Consider the following 17,967-nt stretch of genomic DNA (forward strand, 5'->3'; position numbering starts at 1 on the left):
TACTTTTATTCCAAGATTTAATTTGATTATAGAAAATGAATAAACAAGATAAAATATACATAGCAGGTCACCGGGGAATGGTAGGTTCTGCTATTTTAAGAGCTTTACAGGCTCAAGGATATAGTAACTTTTTGTTACGTACTTCTTCTGAGTTAGATTTAAGAAATCAGCAGGCGGTAGCTGATTTTTTTGCAGCAGAAAAACCGGATTATGTTTTTTTGGCAGCTGCCAAAGTAGGTGGAATTGTAGCTAATAATACGTTTAGAGGTGATTTTATCTATGAGAATCTAATGATACAAAATAACGTGATTCATCAGGCTTATGAGAATAAAGTAAAAAAACTGATGTTTTTAGGTTCAAGCTGTATTTATCCTAAAATGGCTCCACAACCCTTAAAAGAGGAATACTTGTTGACAGGTCTTTTGGAACCCACAAACGAACCGTATGCTATTGCAAAAATTGCCGGGATTAAAATGTGTGATGGTTACAGAGACCAGTTTGGATGTGATTTTATTTCGGTGATGCCAACTAATTTATACGGTCCTAATGATAATTACGATTTAAAAAATTCTCATGTACTGCCGGCAATGCTTAGAAAATTCATTACTGCCAAACGCAATAATGATGCATCGGTAACGATTTGGGGAACAGGAAGCCCTAAAAGAGAGTTTTTACATGCGGATGATTTGGCAGCAGCCTGTTTGTTCCTAATGGAAAACTACAGTGATTCCGGACTGGTTAATATTGGGATTGGTGAAGATATATCGATATTAGATTTAGCTGTTTTGGTAAAAAAAATAGTAGGCTTCGAAGGGGATATTCTTACGGATCCAAGCAAGCCTGATGGAACTCCACGTAAACTGATGGATGTTTCTAAATTATCTGATTTAGGCTGGAAAGCGAAGATAGATTTAGAAAAAGGAATCCAAAAAGTATACGACGAAATTAAAGATACAGTGTGGGATTAAGCATGTAAAATCTTTTTTCCTAAGTAATAAGTTATAAATATTGAAAATATATTATTCCAATGACAATTGAAAAAACTGCCATACAAGATTTAGTTATCATTAACCCAACCGTGTTTCCTGACGAACGCGGTTATTTTTTTGAGGCCTACAATCAGGCGAAATTTGCAGAAAACGGAATTCATTACAAATTTATTCAGGACAATCAGTCTTTTTCTAAAAGAGGGGTAGTCCGTGGTTTGCATTTACAGATAAACCCTTTTGCACAGGCAAAATTAGTGCGTGTTTTAGAAGGTGAAATTCTGGATGTAGCGGTGGATTTGCGAAAAAATTCTCCTACTTATGGACAGCATGTAAGTGTAGTACTGAGTGCCGAGAATAAAAAACAATTGATGGTGCCTCATGGTTTTGCCCATGGTTTTTCGGTGTTGAGTGAAACGGCATCAGTATTGTATAAAGTGGATCAGGTGTATCACAAAGACAGCGAAAGAGGTATTCGTTATGATGATCCTGTTTTAAATATTGACTGGCAGCTGAACCCTAAAGATGTTATTGTTTCGGAAAAAGATTTGATACTTCCAACGTTTAAAGATATTGACTGGGAGTTTTAGATGTTCGTTATCGGTTCTCAGTTATATAGTCGACTGAAGATATAATTGAGTTAATTCTTTTTTGCACCCTTTAGGGAGGGGGAAACAAAAAAGAATGCAATGGTTGTGAAAAGATTTGATACTTCCAACGTTTAAAGATATTGACTGGGAGTTTTAGAATCGTGATTGGTGAGTCGTGAATGGTGGGGTGTAATTTGTAAAAACGTCAGTTCGAGTGTTTTTTGTGCAGTCCCGACACTTCGGGACGAACCAAAAAATGTATCGAGAACCGTTTTTAATAAAATTTTTCTTATTCTCGATACAATCCCGCCCGAAAGCGGGATTACTCGAACTGACGAAAAATTATCATCAAAAACTAATTACACCCAACGGATTTAGTTAATTAAAGTATATAATTTGGTAGTTCTTTTTTGCACCCTTAGGGAGGGGAAAACAAAAAAGAATGCAATTGGATTAATTCGTGTTAATTCGTAAAATTAGAAAAGAAAAAAATGAAAAAAATACTTGTCACCGGAGGAAACGGTCAGTTAGGCTCTGAATTGCGGGTTTTGTCAAAAGTATATACGCAATTTGAATGGGTTTTTACGGATTATCAGGAACTGGATTTGTGCGATTTGGAGAATTTAGAAATTGCATTAAATACCATTAATCCAAAGATTATTATTAATTGTGCGGCACATACTGCTGTGGATAAAGCAGAAACGGAAACGGAATTATCGGATGTGCTGAATCATCGCTCCGTAGCGGTTTTGGCCAAATGGAGCCATGCCAACAATTGCCGAATGATTCATGTTTCTACGGATTATGTTTTTGATGGTACCGCATCAACAGCACTGACTGAAACAGCATTGCCTAATCCGATTAATGTTTACGGAGTTACAAAATTAGCAGGAGAACAGATTTGTTTGCAAAACAATCCGAATGCTGTTATTATCAGAACTTCATGGGTGTATTCCAGTTTTGGTAACAACTTTGTAAAAACCATGTCCCGCCTGATGCAGGAACGCGACAGCTTAAATGTGGTGAACGACCAGATAGGAAGTCCTACCTATGCAGCTGATCTGGCAAGGGCGATTATGACGATATTGACTCACAAAAACTGGCAAGCCGGAATTTATAACTTTTCTAACGAAGGTGAAATCAGTTGGTATGAATTTGCATTAGCTATTCAGGAAATTGGCGGTTTTGACTGCGCTGTTAGTGGTATTCCATCCTCAGCTTATCCTACTCCGGCTAAGCGGCCTCAGTATTCATTATTAGATAAAACTAAAATAAAAACAACTTTTGGTGTGGAAGTTCCTGATTATAAAGAAAGTCTGAGGCTTTGTATGCAATTACTTCAGACTAAGGACTAAGCACTAATTACTAAGGACTAAAAAGAAACAAATGAAAAAAATACTAATCACCGGTGGTGCCGGATTCATAGGTTCGCATGTGGTGCGACGATTTGTAAATCAATATCCGGACTATCAGATTTTTAATCTGGATGCACTGACTTATGCTGGAAATTTAGAAAATATAGCAGATATTGAAAAAGCACCTAATTACACTTTTATCAAAGGAGATATTACAGATGCTCCGTTTTTAGATGCCTTGTTTGCCCAACATCAGTTTGACGGCGTATTGCATTTAGCAGCCGAATCACACGTAGATCGTTCGATAACGGATCCATTGGCTTTTGTGAAAACAAACGTTATCGGAACGGTAAACCTGCTGAATGCTGCTAAGGCTATCTGGCATGGAAATTACGAAGGCAAGCGTTTTTACCATATCAGTACTGATGAGGTTTACGGAAGTTTAGGTGCTGAAGGATTGTTTACCGAAACAACCGCTTATGATCCTAATTCACCTTATTCAGCGTCTAAAGCAAGCTCTGATCATTTTGTAAGAGCTTATGGTGAGACTTACGGACTGCCGTATGTGCTGACCAATTGTTCGAATAATTATGGTCCGTTTCATTTTCCTGAAAAACTGATTCCGTTATTCATCAACAATATCATTCATAATAAACCTTTACCGGTTTATGGGGATGGAAAATATACACGCGACTGGCTTTTTGTAGAAGATCATGCGGTAGCAATTGATTTGGTTTTTCATGAAGGTACAAACCATGATACGTATAATATTGGCGGTTTTAACGAATGGCAGAATATTGATTTGGTGAAGTTGCTTTGCAAAATCATGGATGAAAAATTAGGAAGAGCTGAAGGCACTTCAGAGCAGTTGATTTCGTATGTCAAAGACCGTCCGGGTCATGATTTGCGTTATGCCATAGATGCTAATAAAATAAACAAGGAATTGGGGTGGAAACCTTCGGTTACTTTTGAACAGGGATTAGAAAGAACGATTAATTGGTATCTGGAGAATCAAACCTGGCTGAATAATGTAACTTCAGGAGCTTATGCGAGCTATTATGAGAAACAGTACCAGTAATTCGTGCATCGTAATCCGTAATTCGAAACTAAGCATATAAGGGAACATGAAAGATTATAAAGATTTAGATGTATGGAAACAATCTATGTTACTTGCGGAAGATGTGTATACATTAACAAAAGAATTTCCGTCATAAGAGAAGTACGGATTATCAAGTCAAATTAAGAGAGCAGTAGTTTCTATTCCCAGCAATATTGCTGAAGGAGCCGGAAAAAAAGGTGATAAAGAATTTATACAATTTTTATATATTGCGATGGGGTCTTTATCTGAACTGGAAACACAATTGATTTTATCTGAGCGCTTACAATTTGTAAATTCGATTGAAATTCATTTAAATCAGATTGAAAAAATTAGAAAAATGCTTTTTGGTTTTATCAGATATTTGAATAATAAATAAGAATGTAATTCGAATCACGCTATTCGAATCACGAATAACTAAATAAAAAATGAAAGGAATTATATTAGCCGGTGGATCCGGTACCCGTTTGCATCCGTTAACACTGGCCATGAGTAAACAAATGATGCCTGTTTATGACAAACCCATGATTTATTATCCGTTGTCAACATTAATGATGGCTGGGATTAATGAGGTTTTGATTATTTCTACACCGCATGATTTACCTAATTTTAAAAAATTATTGGGGGATGGTTCTAACATTGGTTGTCAGTTTACCTACGCTGAACAGCCTGTTCCTAATGGTTTAGCTCAGGCTTTTGTAATTGGTGAAGAATTTATTGGAGAGGACAGCGTGGCATTGGTCTTAGGAGATAATATTTTCTTTGGTTCTAATATGCACCAATTATTACAATCGAATACAAATCCGGATGGAGGGGTAGTATTTGCATACCATGTTTCCGATCCGGAGCGCTATGGTGTAGTAGAATTTGATAAAGACTTAACGGCTGTTTCTATCGAAGAAAAGCCATTAGAACCTAAGTCAAATTACGCTGTACCGGGATTGTATTTTTATGATAATTCAGTGGTGGAAATTGCTAAGAATATCAAACCAAGTGCACGTGGTGAATATGAAATCACCGATGTGAATAAAGTATATTTAGAAAAAGGAAAGTTAAAAGTAGGGATTTTAAGCAGAGGGACTGCCTGGCTGGATACAGGGACTTTTAACAGCCTGATGCAGGCAGGACAATTTGTTCAGGTCATAGAAGAACGTCAGGGGCTTAAAGTAGGTTGTATTGAAGAAGTTGCCTGGAGACAGGGATTTATTAGCACGCAACAACTGAAAGATCTTGCTGAACCATTAAAGAAATCAGGATATGGAGACTATCTTTTAAGTTTGTTAAAGCATAAAACATATTAGCGGTAAATTATCTCATGGATTATAAATTATCAGTTTTCGCTAAAACGGAAAAACCTCATTCATTTTTATAGTATGCAGTACCTTATTTTATTTTTATTGTTTTTAGTTCTGGAGCTGCTTTATTTTAAAATAGCAGATCAATATAATATTATTGATAAACCAAACAGCCGATCTTCTCATACCGCCATTACTTTGCGGGGCGGAGGAATTATTTTTCCTGTTGCTGTCATTATCGCTTTCTTAATGGGATATGCAGATTGGTCTGTGACATTGGCAGTAGTATTGGTTGCAGTAGTCAGTTTTATTGATGATATCAGACCCTTGTCCCAGTCGCCACGGTTTCTTTCGCACCTCATTGCCGCAGTTTTAATTTTTTATGAATTAAATTTCTTTTCAGAACCGCTGTGGTTACTTCCGATACTTTTGGTGTTACTCATTGGCTGGGTAAACGCCTTCAATTTTATGGATGGTATCAACGGTATTACGGTATTATATGCACTTTCAGCAATTGCAGGGTTTTCATTACTGGAATTTAATCAGGATTATTTACCATTATTAATTACGATGGGCTTGTCCTGCATAGTCTTCGGAATTTTTAATATTCGAAAAAAAGCCAAAACTTTCGCCGGAGATGTTGGTAGTATCAGTATGGCACTGTTTTTAGGTTATTTTATGATAAAAACAATTATTGAATCGGGGCAGCCGGCTTTTATTTTGTTTTTCTCCATTTACGGTATTGATGCCGGAATCACCATCTTTACCCGTATAAAGAAGAGAGAAAATGTATTTCAACCCCACCGCTCTCATTTGTATCAGTATTTGGCTAATGAAATGGGATTGTCTCATATTTTAGTTTCGGTTATTTATGCTGTTTTGCAAACGGGACTAAATATTTTTCTGGTTTATAGCTATGCCAGCGGTAAGCTGACACTTTCTTTAGCCTTTGGGATTTTAATCATTTTGTCAGTTATTTACATAGTTTGCCGTCAGTTGATTATTCGCCGTATAGCTTTGAATAATTCTTAATTTATTTCTTAAATGTGAATAAAAAAAAGATTTGGCTCTCGACTCCTCATATGGGAGGAAATGAAATCAAATACATCCAACAGGCATTTGATACCAACGGGATTGCTCCAGTAGGGGATAATCTCGTTAATTTAGAGCAGGATTTAGAGCAGTTTTTACAATCATCGGCTCAGGTTACGCTGTTAAATTCGGGAACTGCTGCGATTCATCTGGGATTAATACTTTTAGGTGTCGAAGCCGGAGATGAGGTTATTTGTCAGTCGCTTACCTTTTCTGCTTCTGCGAATCCTATTTTGTATCTGGGAGCCATTCCGGTGTTTATAGACAGTGAATTGGAGACTTGGAATCTGTGTCCAATAGTGTTAGAAGAAGCTATTGTTGATCGAATCAGTAAAGGAAAAAAACCAAAAGCAATCATAGCGGTAGACTTATACGGAATGCCGTACCAGGTTGAGGCTGTAAGAGCCGTAGCAGACAAATATTCAATTCCAATTTTAGAAGATAGTGCAGAAGCTCTAGGAAGTACTTATAAAGGGAAAAAGTGTGGTACTTTTGGAGATATTGCTGTTTTTTCCTTTAATGGAAATAAAATAATAACTACTTCGGGAGGCGGAGCAATAATTACAAAGAAAAAGAGTTTAAAAGAAAAAGCACTCTTTTTAGCAACTCAATCACAGGATAAAGGGGTCCCGCATTATCAACATTCTGAAATAGGTTATAATTACAGAATGAATAATATTAGTGCGGGTATTGGCCGGGGACAAATGGAAGTTCTGGATATAAATTTAGTCTTGCGAAAAAAGATACATCAATTTTATTTAAATTTGTTTAAGGATATTGCAGGAGTATCTGTTTTCGATGCTCCTCCGGATGATTATAGTTCTAATTACTGGTTGACAACTATTTTAATTGAACCGGATTTAACGGAAGGAATATCCAGAGAAGATGTAAGACTGGCTTTATTGGAAGAAAATATTGAGTCCCGTCCGGTTATGAAGCCAATGCATTTACAGCCTCTATTTGAAAAATTTCCCTATTATGGAGGGCAAAATGCCAGAGAGATTTTTGAGAATGGATTGTGTTTGCCTTCCGGTTCTAATCTTTCAGATGAAGAATGTGAGCGTATTAAAACAGTAATTTTAGATTTATTTAAAGAAGCGTCATAAAAAAGCTTTTTAAATGTTTTTATATGCTATTTTTGCTGTTTAAAAAGTAATAAAAAGAAGATATTTTGAATAAGTATACGAAACAAGATGTAACACGTATGGTGTTGGGATTTCTTTCCCGAAAAGATTTATTGTCGAGTATTCGGAATTTAAGCTATTTACCCCGATGGATTGTGGTGGGAATAGATGTAGTGGTTTTAATAATCAGTTTTTTATTCACCAAATTGGTGATTAATGGAATTGGATTACGGTTTATAGGATTTGAGAATAAAATACCTTATATTTTTTTATTATTGGGTGTGAATGTGCTTTCATTCTGGATATTCAGGACTTATTCCGGAATTATCAGGCATTCGTCTTATACAGATGCCATCAAACTGCTTTTTTCCCAGATTTCGGTACTTGTTTTCTTTGTGGTTTTAAATACGGTATTTGAAGTTGTATATGGATACAAAATTTATTTAAACACTGCACTTTTTATTAATATGGTGCTTTCCTTTTGCGGTTTGTTTCTATATCGGGTAGTGGTTAAACAGGTTTTTGAACATTTCTTCTCTGAAAAAAACGACTTAAAACTACCCCGTACTATAATCTATGGGACTGATGCTAATGCACTTTCTGTAGCAAAGGCTTTAAAACTGGAAGTGCCAAGCCGTTTTAAAATCGTAGGTTTTGTCGATAAAAACAGCCAGAATTCTTCTAAAAGGATGATGGATTTGCCTATCTTGATTTTAAAGAAAAAGTTACCGACACTTATGCGTTCTGTAAATGCAGAGGGCGTTATTATAGCTGATAAAAGTTTGTCTAAAGAAGAGCGTCTGGTAATAGTAGAACAATGTCTGGAATTCAATTACAAAGTATATATTGTTCCCTTAATTACTGACTGGGAAAACCAGAAAGAAATTTCCCAAAAAGTTAAAAGCATCCAAATTGAAGACTTATTGGATAGAAAACCAATTGTGCTCGATGGTAAAGCCATTTCGAAACAATTAAAAGATAAAACCATTCTGATAACAGGAGCTGCAGGTTCTATAGGAAGCGAAATAGTCCGACAGGTACTGTTCTTTAAACCCAAAAGAATTATTGCGTTGGATCAGGCAGAGACACCGCTCCATAATTTATGTCTGGAACTGATAAATGGAGGTGTAGCCGATAAAATAACTACTGTAGTGGCTGATATACGGAATAAAGACATGATGAATGCTGTCTTTAAAATCCATAAACCGGAAGTAGTATTCCATGCTGCGGCTTATAAGCATGTGCCACTAATGGAAGAAAATCCCTCTCAGGCTATTTTGACAAATGTGGAAGGAACTAAAAACTTAGCCGATTTGTCCTGTACCTTTAAGGTAAAAAACTTTGTGATGGTTTCTACTGATAAAGCGGTAAATCCCAGCAATGTTATGGGAGCAAGCAAGCGAATCGCTGAAAAATATGTACAGTCTTTACAGTTAAAAGCCAATGCCGAGAGAGATGCTAAAAGCACTAAATTTATTACTACCCGTTTTGGAAATGTTTTAGGTTCTAATGGATCGGTGGTACCTTTATTTACTAAACAAATTGCAGCCGGAGGACCTTTGACGATTACACATCCGGACATTATCCGGTATTTTATGACGATACCTGAAGCTTGTCAGCTGGTGTTAGAAGCAGGAGCTATGGGTAAGGGAGGCGAGATTTATATTTTTGATATGGGCAAGCCCGTAAAAATTATCGATTTAGCCCGAAAAATGATTAAACTGGCCGGATTCATACCCGAGCAGGATATCAAAATTAAAATTGTAGGTTTACGACCTGGAGAAAAATTATACGAAGAATTATTGAATGATACCTCCAAAACAATTCCTACGCATCATCACAAAATCATGATTGCCGAAGAAATTCAGGAAGAGTTTGAAATCCTGCATGATGAAATTGAAGAGCTGATTACCATTGCTAATTTTCATAAAAAAGAAGCTATTGTATCTAAAATGAAGAAAATTGTTCCCGAATTTAAAAGTATGAATTCTGCTTTTGAAGCATTGGATAAATAAATTTATAAGAATAAAGAATAAAGAATAAAGAATAAAGAATAAAGAATAAAGAATAAAGAATAAAGAATAAAGAATAAAGAATAAAGAATTTAATTAATAGCTCAAAAAGACTTTTAATTATAAAGTAAAAAAGTGATTTTATCCAAAAGAAGTGTAAAAATAATCTGCTAATCTGCGGTAAGGTATTCAATCATAAAGATTTTAAAATAATTTGAAACCCGAGCGATAGCGAACAGGCGAAGCAATTCGTGGTTTATCTTTTAATCCAGCTTAAAAAACTGATTATTTCCAATCACCTCTTGAAGCGGACTCCAGTCTTTTAATTTTACTTTTTGGTCAAAAGCTGCTATATGATTATCATGATGCACATCAGTACCTACAAAATCATACATTCCTTTTTGAAGAAGCTGTTCAGCAATTTTAGTAATACCTTCACCATAATAACCTGTTACGGCCAATAAATTAAGTTGAAACAGGCAACCTGCTTTTTTGAGTTTGGTATATTCGTCAAAATTTTTATGGTAAAATAAATAACGCTCGGGATGTGCTAAAACAGGAATATAGCCCGCTACTTGCAAATCAAACAAAATCGAATACAATTGAATAGGCGCATTGATGTATGACATTTCTACTAAAACGTAATTGTCTTTCAGTGTCAGTAAATCCTGAGACTGAAACAAACGTACAAATTGATCGTCCATCAGATATTCAGCAGCCGCCTGAAAAGGAAAGCTAAAATTGTTATTTTGCAGCTCAGCAACAGTACTGTTTTTAGTAGCAAGAATTTGTTCTCGGGTATTTTCCCAGATATGCTGAATAATATGTGGAGTGGTGACAAATTGGCGTACCCCAAAACTTTCTAAAGCGCGGATTAGCCTTAACGAATCTTCAAAAGTTTTGGCTCCGTCATCAATACCGGGTAAAAGATGAGAGTGGATATCAACATGGTTATCGGGAATTAAATCCTTTAAAACCGGCTTCGATTTGAATAGTGTAAACATATTGCAAATATAAGAAAAAGAAGTCATAAAAAGAAATTAGAAAAAAGAAGTTACAAGGCATAATTTTCGTTTTCCCTTCCCGAAACTTTGGGACTAAAGAGAACCGAAAATTCCGAACGTTCTTTATTAATAACAACATTCTATTTCTTTTTCTCCCTTTAGGGGTAGGGGTAGAAAAAGAAATAAGTTTATTCACAACACACAACACACAACACACAACACACCACTCACCACCGACAACGAACATCTCTTTTTGAGATCAATAATCGTATTTATTTGGATATTGTAATAATCGATTAGTATATTTACCTGAAAAGAAAAGATAAATAGCATAAATGAATCCAGCTGATAATAGTAAAGAAAATTGGTTGTTTGAAATTACGCCAAAAAATAAATTCTTCTCGTTCAATCTTAAAGAAGTCTGGCAATACCGGGATTTACTGTTTCTTTTTGTAAAAAGAGATGTGGTAACAGTCTACAAACAAACTGTTTTAGGACCGCTTTGGTATTTGATTCAGCCTTTGTTTACTTCTATAACTTTCACTATTATTTTCAACAATGTAGCCGGAATTGAAACCGGTACAGTACCTCCGTTTTTATTTAATCTTGCCGGCATTACAGTCTGGAATTATTTCACAGCCTGTCTTAATGGTACCTCAAATACCTTTGCATCGAATGCCGGGATATTCGGAAAAGTCTATTTTCCAAGACTGATTGTACCTCTGTCAGTAGTGATTTCCAATTTGTTAAAATTTGGAATTCAGTTTTGTATTTTCATCGTTTTCTACCTTTATTTTTATTGTAGTGGTGCTGCTGTCAGTGTAAATTCTCTGGTGGTGTTTTTCCCGGTGTTAGTGATCATGATGGGAATGCTGGGTTTAGCATTAGGAATGATTATTTCTTCACTGGTAACTAAATACCGTGACTTCAGTTACCTGATCGGATTTGGTGTCCAACTGCTGATGTACCTTTCAGCGGTAGTGTACCCCATGGCACTGATACAGGAAAAAATGCCTCAGTATGCCTGGCTGGTACAATACAATCCGCTGGCCTACATTATTGAAACCACCCGGTATTTGCTGCTGGATGTAGGACAAATTTCGATTACAGGATTACTCTATACATTTATACTCATCATTTTGTTATTTTTCGCAGGATTACTTATTTTTAATCGAACAGAAAAAAGTTTTATTGATACGGTGTAAGATTTCGTAAATTTTCGTTTTTCCCCAGCCCTAAAGGGAGCCGAAAATTTCAAGAAATTACTATATTTTTGATAGATAAAGACATTCCATTTCTTTTTTCCACCCTTTAGGGCTGGGGAAATAAAAAAGAAATAATAAAAAACGTTCTTATTTCTTTTTACTTTTAAGGGCGGGAGTAAAAAAAATCTGAAATTTATTTTATAACCTAAACCCACTATGAAAGACGTCATCTTAAAAGCCGAAAATATCTCAAAGCAATACCGCTTAGGAACGGTGGGTACAGGTACGCTCAGTCACGACTTAAATCGTTGGTGGCATCGCATTCGGGGCAAGGAAGACCCGTATTTAAAGATTGGAGAAACCAACGACCGTTCTGTTAAAGGTGAAAGTGATTACGTTTGGGCTTTGCAGGATATTAATTTCGAAGTAGAGCGTGGAAAGGTTTTAGGAATCATTGGTAAAAATGGAGCGGGAAAATCAACCTTATTAAAGATACTCTCTAAGGTTACCGCACCCACAACAGGAACCATCAAATCCCGTGGTCGTATTGCCTCATTACTGGAAGTAGGTACAGGTTTTAATGGCGAATTAACAGGCAGAGAAAATGTGTATCTTAATGGCGCAATCCTCGGAATGACCAAAAAAGAAATCACAGCAAAACTGGACGAAATTATTGATTTCTCAGGCTGTGAGCGGTATATTGATACTCCCGTTAAAAGGTACAGTTCTGGAATGACGGTGCGTTTGGCTTTTGCCGTAGCTGCTTTCTTAGAACCTGAAATTTTAGTGATTGATGAGGTTTTGGCCGTAGGCGATGCCGAATTCCAGAAAAAAGCCATTGGCAAGATGCAGGATATTTCTAAAGGAGAAGGGAGAACGGTGCTGTTTGTGAGTCATGATATGAATGCTATATCAATTTTAACAACTAACTTGATTATTTTAAAAAATGGGAATATATGTTTTAAAGGAGATACAACTGAAGGTATAAAGAAATATTTAAATGATGGATCAAATGAACTTAGTTATATGGCTAAAGGAGATAATTTTATTCCTAAAATTATTCAGATAGATTTGCTTACTAGTTTACCTGGAAGTGTTCATGAATTTGGTAAAGAGTTAAAAGTTGAATTTACTGTTAATTGTCCGGTAGATGTTGAAAATTTAGCATTGTCTTTTCAAATTATTGACGAATTTGAAAATCCAATTGTACATACTTGGCAAATTGACTCTGAACATCAAATAAATAGAAATAAAGGTACCTATAGATTTAGTTGTACTTATGAAAAGTTAAGACTTTATATAGGAACATACTCAATACGGGCTTATCTTTCTGAATCTAAAAGTAAAGAAAGATTTGATTATATTAATTCTACATGTAACTTTAAAGTAGAAATGATGAAAAATATTAGAGGAGATTATAAATGGCAAAAAGGAACTTGTAGATATATTGAGGATTCAATATGGGAAATATCAGAATTTTAATCATGAACAAGATATATAGAATTAAAACAAAAATAACCACATATTTTAGAAAGAATAAAAAAGAGCATTCTTCAGAAAAAAAATCTTCAGTTAATAATGATTTTACCCTATTTGAAAAAAATGTAATAAGTCAGGTCAAAGATTTTACAATGACGTCTCCTGAAAGAATAGTTTCTTTAATCAGAGCTATGGAATATATTAATATAAATAATATTGAAGGTGATATTGTAGAATGTGGAGTTTGGAAAGGAGGTAGTATAGGTGCTTGTTTGTTAACATTAATAAAGTTAAATAAATTGGATAATAAAATATGGTTGTATGACACTTTTGAAGGAATGAATGAACCTACTGATTTGGATTTAGACATAAACGGAAATTTAGCATCTGATAGAATGCAAAATGAAGATATTGAAATTTCATGGCTGTGGGCTAAGGCAGAACTGGATATTGTTAAAAAAAACATCAATAGTTTCGAATATCCAAAAGAAAATATTTACTATGTAAAAGGTCCTGTCGAGGAAACTTTAATGACTAAGCAAATACCTGATAAAATCGCATTTTTGAGATTAGACACAGATTGGTATGAATCAACTAAAATAGAATTAGAAATTTTATATTCCAGATTAGTGCCAGGCGGGGTTTTAATAATTGATGATTATGGACACTGGGGTGGATGTAGAAAAGCAGTTGATGAATTTTTTGGAAAAATGGATTTTATTCCTTTTTTTAGTCGTATTGATTATACAGGAAGAATTATAATCAAACCATGAAACCAGATAATTTTATAAATATTCCCTTCAATAATAGCAATCTGGACAGATATTATATCCGTACTTCCATTTTTAACGCTATAAAGGATATAATTCCTAAATTTAAACACAATTTGTTGGATATAGGTTGTGGTAAAATGCCTTATAAAGATTATATTTTAAAAAATTCTAAAGTAATAAATTATGTAGGATTGGATATTGAGGATGCTTTAGAGTATGATCAGTCAGTAAAAGCTGATTATACTTGGGATGGAAAAACAATGCCTTTTGAAGAGGCTAGTTTTGAATGCGCTTTTGGAACAGAAGTTTTAGAGCATTGTCCAGAGCCTGAAGTAGTACTAAAAGAAGTATATAGGGTTTTAAAACCGGAAAGTATTTTCTTTTTTACTGTTCCTTTTTTATGGAATTTACATGAAGTGCCTCATGATGAATATCGATATACTCCTTTTTCTTTAAAACGGCATTTAGAAAATTCAGGATTCAGAGATATTGAAATCAAAGCATTGGGAGGATGGCATGCTTCAATGGCGCAAATGTTAGGATTGTGGGTAAGAAGAAGTCCAATGTCTAAAAGAAAACGTAAATACTTATCAATTTTCTTAAAACCAATAATAAGCTATTTGATAAAAAGAGAAAAGAATACCGATGTGAATTTTATTGAAGGTCAAATGATAACAGGATTGTATGGAACAGCAAAGAAATAGAATAGCTATGGTTTCCCCTTCTCAAAATGCTTACTCAGAGACCTTTATACAGGCACAAAAAGAAGGTTTAAAAGGAGAAGTATTTTATTATTACGGAGGGCATTTACCGCAATACTTAGAAGGTCGCGGTTTATTAAATAGCAATTGGAATAAAGTCACAACCAAGTTGAAACAAAAATTGAAATTAACCCAATTTTCAAGTGGTGAATTAGCTTTTATACAATCGTTGAAAAAAAATAAAATTCAACTGACTTTTGCTCAATATGGAATTACAGCTCATAAAATTGTCAAAATTTGTAAGTATTTAAAAATCCCCTTAATTACCCATTTTCATGGCTATGATGCGTCAGTTAATCGAGTTATAGAAGACTGTAATAATTATAAAGAAGTTTTTGATTATAGCGCCTATGTTATTGCCGTTTCTCATTCTATGAAAAACAAATTAAAGGAATTGGGTTGTCCTGAAAAAAAAATAGTTTACAATACTTGCGGACCCAATGACAGTTTCTTTGAAATTAATCCTCAATTTTCAGAATCTATTTTTGTTGGATTGGGAAGATTTGTTACAAAAAAAGCGCCTTATTATACCATTTTAGCTTTCAGTCAGGTGGTTCATAAATTTCCGCTAGCAAAATTAGTTATCGGAGGACAGGGTGAATTGTATGAACTGTGTAAAAATCTAGTGCGTTATTATCAATTAGAAAAAAATGTAATTCTTCCGGGAGTATTATGCAGGGAAGAGTTTACAGCCTATTTAGCTAAAGGTTTAGCTTTTGTACAACATTCAGTAACGGCTGATAGTGGAGATCAAGAAGGAACTCCGGTGGCGGTTTTAGAAGCAAGTGCAGCAGGATTACCAGTAATTGCTACTCATCATGCAGGCATTCCCGATGTTATTCTGGACGGAGAAACAGGATTATTAGTTGATGAACATGATGTTGAAGCCATGACTCAAAAAATGATACAGCTTCTGGCTAATAAAAAATTAGCTCAACTGATGGGAGAAAAGGGAAAAGAAAGAATTAGGAAATATTTTTCTTTAGAAAAGCATTTAGAAACTCTTGACCAAATAATAGATAAAACCGTTCTTGAAAATGAATAATCCTCTTGTTTCCATAATCATACCAACTTTAAATAGAGCACATCTTATTGGTGAAACCCTCGATAGTGTTTTAGCACAAACCTATAAAAATTGGGAATGCATTATTGTTGATGATGGCTCAACTGATAATTCTATGAATATAATTTCTAACTATGTTGATGCAGACTCACGTTTAAAATTCTATAATCGTCCAATAGATCGAATCAGAGGAGCAAATTCTTGTAGAAATTACGGTTTTCAATTAAGCAAAGGTGAATTAATTCAGTGGTTTGATAGTGATGATTTAATGTTGCCAGATTATATATCGGAAAAAGTAATTTGTTTTTCTGAGGATTTAAATATGGTTATGTGTTCAGGATTTTATTGGTATCCTATAACAGGTGAAAAAATACCTTATGATTTAGTAGTAAAAAATTATTTATTTAATGATTATGTTCGTTGGGAAAGTAAGGTATTAACCCCATCTGTTTTATTCAAAAGAAAATATCTTTCTGGAAAAAAAATATTTAATACTAAAATGACAAGAGGACAGGAATTTGAATTGTTTTCGCGTTTGTTTTTTAATTTAAATGAAAAGGATTATTACATAATTAATAAATCATTGTTCCTTTATAGACAACATTCGAATTCAATTTCTCTGCAGGATAATGTTTATATTAAACCTAATAAAGAATCGATGGTTTTTATAGCATTAAAAAATTTGGAAAGAAGTATTGAAATAAAAGATGTCGAATTAATAAAATATCAGGTATATAGAATAGTAAATTATTATATTCAAAGTGTTGAAAATAATCATTATAAAAACATTTTTTATGTTTTTTTTAAATTTTCGGCACTCTTATTAAAAATTAAATTTCTTTTTTTTGCAGAATTTGCTTTTTGGGGAAGTCTGTTTTTTATTATAAGAAAAAGAAGTTATAAAATCGAAAAGCGAATACGTAATTATAAAATTCAGTAGTTGATTATCTAAAGGGTCTTAAAAAGATGAGTTTTAGAGTATATTTTTGTAATGATAAAAAAAATTAGATTTCTAGCTTATTATTTGCCACAGTATCATCCAATTCCAGAAAATGATAAATGGTGGGGAAAGGGTTTTACAGAATGGACGAATGTAGCCAAAGCAAAACCTTTATTTAAAGGGCATTATCAGCCCATTTTGCCTGCTGACTTAGGTTTTTATGATTTAAGAGTACCAGAAGTTCAAGAACAGCAATCGGAATTGGCATTAAGGTATGGTATTGATGGTTTTATCTATTATCAATATTGGTTTGGAAATGGAAAAATGCTTTTAGAAAAACCTGCTGAGGCAATGCTTAAAAATAAGAACATTAAAATTCCCTTTTGTTTTTGTTGGGCTAATGAAACTTGGAAAGGAATTTGGCATGGTTTAGATAATCCTAATGTTTTAATAGAGCAAACTTATCCAGGGGAACAGGACTATTGCAATTATTTCAACTATTTACTCCCTTTTTTTAAAGATGAACGCTATATCAAAGTGGATAACAAGCTGGTGTTTCATATTTATAGATTGGATGACATTCCGGATTTAGATTTTTTTTTAGATATATTTAATCAATTAGCTATTAAGAATGGATTTGAAGGTGTTTGGTTTGTAGCTACTCATGCTAATAGTAATATTGTAATTCAGAATACTAAAATTTATGGACATGTAGGTCTTGATATTTTTAATTCAATGAGATATGAACAATCTTTTAAGTACCGTTCAGGAACTTTTTTAGGTAAAGTAGAACGAAAACTAAATAAAAAATTTAAAATTTCATTAGTGAATTGGAATCCATTCATATTAGATTATAGAATTGCTATTGAAAAACTACATGTTAATTTTATTCATAAAAAGTATATTGCTTGTGTTTTTCCAAATTGGGATAATTCAGCTAGGGCAGGAATAAAAGCTATGATTTTTAAAAATTCTAATCCTGAGATTTGGAAGCAACATTTAAGAGTTACCTTGAATGAAATAGAAAAAAATAGTGAAAATCCACCTTTTTTAATTGTTAAATCATGGAATGAGTGGGCAGAAGGGAATTATTTGGAACCAGATACTAAATTTGGTATGCAATGGTTAGAAGCATTAAAAGAGATGAAAGATATTTTTTTGTAACAGGAGACTTAATTAAATATTTGTTTGA

At 34.0% G+C, this 17,967-nt stretch carries 16 protein-coding genes and 1 pseudogene; 16 read left to right on the forward strand and 1 reads right to left on the reverse strand.

The features are described 5' to 3' along the window. Positions 1-35: 35 nt before the first annotated feature. From ABS764_RS13905 to ABS764_RS13945, 9 genes and pseudogenes are all read left to right on the forward strand, one after another. Positions 36-968 (forward strand): GDP-L-fucose synthase family protein, encoded by a 933-nt coding sequence (locus ABS764_RS13905; protein ID WP_408082392.1) that lies wholly within the window; start codon positions 36-38, stop codon positions 966-968. Between the two features lie 59 nt (positions 969-1,027). Next, entirely contained in the window at positions 1,028-1,576 is a 549-nt protein-coding gene (rfbC, locus tag ABS764_RS13910; RefSeq protein WP_408082393.1) for a dTDP-4-dehydrorhamnose 3,5-epimerase, read from the forward strand. Positions 1,577-2,067: 491 nt separating this feature from the next. After that, positions 2,068-2,931 carry a dTDP-4-dehydrorhamnose reductase gene (gene rfbD / locus ABS764_RS13915; protein ID WP_408082394.1) on the forward strand — a complete coding sequence of 288 codons (864 nt, stop codon included), beginning with the start codon at positions 2,068-2,070 and terminating at the stop codon, positions 2,929-2,931. A 31-nt stretch (positions 2,932-2,962) separates the two neighbouring features. After that, positions 2,963-4,009: a dTDP-glucose 4,6-dehydratase gene (gene rfbB / locus ABS764_RS13920; protein ID WP_408082395.1), complete on the forward strand. Its 1,047-nt coding sequence runs from the start codon at positions 2,963-2,965 to the stop codon at positions 4,007-4,009. Between the two features lie 148 nt (positions 4,010-4,157). Further along, positions 4,158-4,406, forward strand: a pseudogene (locus tag ABS764_RS13925) (four helix bundle protein); the annotation flags it as partial. A gap of 49 nt (positions 4,407-4,455) precedes the next feature. Further along, positions 4,456-5,328 (forward strand): glucose-1-phosphate thymidylyltransferase RfbA, encoded by an 873-nt coding sequence (rfbA, locus tag ABS764_RS13930; protein ID WP_408082396.1) that lies wholly within the window; start codon positions 4,456-4,458, stop codon positions 5,326-5,328. 72 nt (positions 5,329-5,400) lie between these two features. Beyond that, complete coding sequence (locus ABS764_RS13935) at positions 5,401-6,354, forward strand: MraY family glycosyltransferase (protein ID WP_408082397.1); 954 nt, start codon at positions 5,401-5,403, stop codon at positions 6,352-6,354. A 14-nt stretch (positions 6,355-6,368) separates the two neighbouring features. Further along, the gene (locus ABS764_RS13940; RefSeq protein ID WP_408082398.1) at positions 6,369-7,520 is read left to right on the forward strand and encodes a DegT/DnrJ/EryC1/StrS family aminotransferase; all 1,152 of its coding nucleotides are present in this window, start codon (positions 6,369-6,371) and stop codon (positions 7,518-7,520) included. Between the two features lie 98 nt (positions 7,521-7,618). Further along, entirely contained in the window at positions 7,619-9,553 is a 1,935-nt protein-coding gene (locus ABS764_RS13945; RefSeq protein ID WP_408082458.1) for a polysaccharide biosynthesis protein, read from the forward strand. Between the two features lie 260 nt (positions 9,554-9,813). On the opposite strand, the gene ABS764_RS13950 is transcribed toward ABS764_RS13945, so the two are convergent. Continuing rightward, positions 9,814-10,554, reverse strand: coding sequence for a tyrosine-protein phosphatase (locus ABS764_RS13950; protein ID WP_408082399.1), 741 nt, complete (start codon positions 10,552-10,554; stop codon positions 9,814-9,816). 335 nt (positions 10,555-10,889) lie between these two features. Between ABS764_RS13950 and ABS764_RS13955 the strand changes: the two genes are divergently transcribed. The 7 genes from ABS764_RS13955 to ABS764_RS13985 all read left to right on the forward strand — a co-directional run bounded on the left by ABS764_RS13955 (position 10,890) and on the right by ABS764_RS13985 (position 17,939). Continuing rightward, positions 10,890-11,759 (forward strand): ABC transporter permease, encoded by an 870-nt coding sequence (locus tag ABS764_RS13955; protein ID WP_408082400.1) that lies wholly within the window; start codon positions 10,890-10,892, stop codon positions 11,757-11,759. A gap of 216 nt (positions 11,760-11,975) precedes the next feature. Then, positions 11,976-13,241, forward strand: coding sequence for an ABC transporter ATP-binding protein (locus ABS764_RS13960; RefSeq protein WP_408082401.1), 1,266 nt, complete (start codon positions 11,976-11,978; stop codon positions 13,239-13,241). A 2-nt stretch (positions 13,242-13,243) separates the two neighbouring features. After that, a complete protein-coding gene (locus tag ABS764_RS13965) occupies positions 13,244-14,011 on the forward strand; it encodes a TylF/MycF/NovP-related O-methyltransferase (protein ID WP_408082402.1) in 768 nt (255 codons plus the stop codon). Further along, positions 14,008-14,715: a class I SAM-dependent methyltransferase gene (locus tag ABS764_RS13970; protein WP_408082403.1), complete on the forward strand. Its 708-nt coding sequence runs from the start codon at positions 14,008-14,010 to the stop codon at positions 14,713-14,715. Before ABS764_RS13965 ends, ABS764_RS13970 begins: the two co-directional genes overlap by 4 nt. Beyond that, on the forward strand, positions 14,696-15,817 hold the full coding sequence (locus ABS764_RS13975; RefSeq protein ID WP_408082404.1) for a glycosyltransferase: 1,122 nt from the start codon (positions 14,696-14,698) through the stop codon (positions 15,815-15,817). Before ABS764_RS13970 ends, ABS764_RS13975 begins: the two co-directional genes overlap by 20 nt. After that, the gene (locus ABS764_RS13980; RefSeq protein WP_408082405.1) at positions 15,810-16,775 is read left to right on the forward strand and encodes a glycosyltransferase family 2 protein; all 966 of its coding nucleotides are present in this window, start codon (positions 15,810-15,812) and stop codon (positions 16,773-16,775) included. Before ABS764_RS13975 ends, ABS764_RS13980 begins: the two co-directional genes overlap by 8 nt. 51 nt (positions 16,776-16,826) lie before the next feature. Further along, positions 16,827-17,939 (forward strand): glycosyltransferase WbsX family protein, encoded by a 1,113-nt coding sequence (locus ABS764_RS13985; protein ID WP_408082406.1) that lies wholly within the window; start codon positions 16,827-16,829, stop codon positions 17,937-17,939. The last annotated feature ends 28 nt before the right edge of the window (positions 17,940-17,967 follow it).

This window comes from Flavobacterium plantiphilum (assembly GCF_046000495.1).
Classification (GTDB): Bacteria; Bacteroidota; Bacteroidia; order Flavobacteriales; family Flavobacteriaceae; genus Flavobacterium; species Flavobacterium plantiphilum.